The organism is Ralstonia sp. VS2407 (assembly GCF_052950655.1).
This window is the reverse complement of record NZ_JBRFVG010000072.1, coordinates 1-632: the sequence shown is the minus strand read 5'-3', so window position 1 is coordinate 632 and position 632 is coordinate 1. Positions and strand designations below refer to the sequence as shown.

At 66.3% G+C, this 632-nt stretch carries 1 protein-coding gene; it reads right to left on the bottom strand.

Going from position 1 to position 632, the window contains the following annotated elements; all coding sequences use genetic code 11:
- Positions 1–180: 180 nt before the first annotated feature.
- Positions 181–632 (bottom strand): acetyl-CoA carboxylase carboxyltransferase subunit beta (locus tag ACU8YE_RS23885; protein WP_446929816.1); only part of this gene is annotated, 452 nt, incomplete at its 5' end.

Genomic DNA, 632 nt, shown 5'->3' with positions numbered 1-632 from the left:
GGTCAGGCCCATGTCGATGCCGACCGGGTGCGCGCGTTCGAGATGCGAAAGCCACGCGTCGAGAGTGGGAAAAGTGCTCATCGGATCAAATCTGGATCGGTACCGCCACTACGCCAAAAAACGAAGCGCGCCGCCTGACGCTGGAGCCAGGCGACGCGCGGAGTCACAACCTTGCGCCGGTCAGGCCAGCGCGTCGGCCGGCTGTCGCTGCAGCAGCGCGAGCAACTGCGCGATCTCGTCGCGCATCTTGCGACGATCGACGATCATGTCGATCGCGCCGGTCTTCAGCAGGAATTCGGCGCGCTGGAAACCTTCCGGCAGTTTCTCGCGGACCGTCTGCTCGATCACGCGCGGGCCGGCGAAGCCGATCAGCGCCTTCGGCTCGGCGATCACGACGTCGCCGAGAAACGCGAAGCTCGCCGACACGCCGCCCATCGTCGGATCGGTCAGCACCGAGATGAACGGCAGCTTCGCTTCGGAGAGCTTCGTGAGCATCGCGGTGGTCTTCGCCATCTGCATCAGCGACAGCAGGCTTTCCTGCATCCGCGCGCCGCCCGACGAGGCGAAGCAGATGAACGGCACCTGCTGCTCGAGCGCGTTCTGCGCGCCGCGCGCGAAGCGCTCGCCGACGA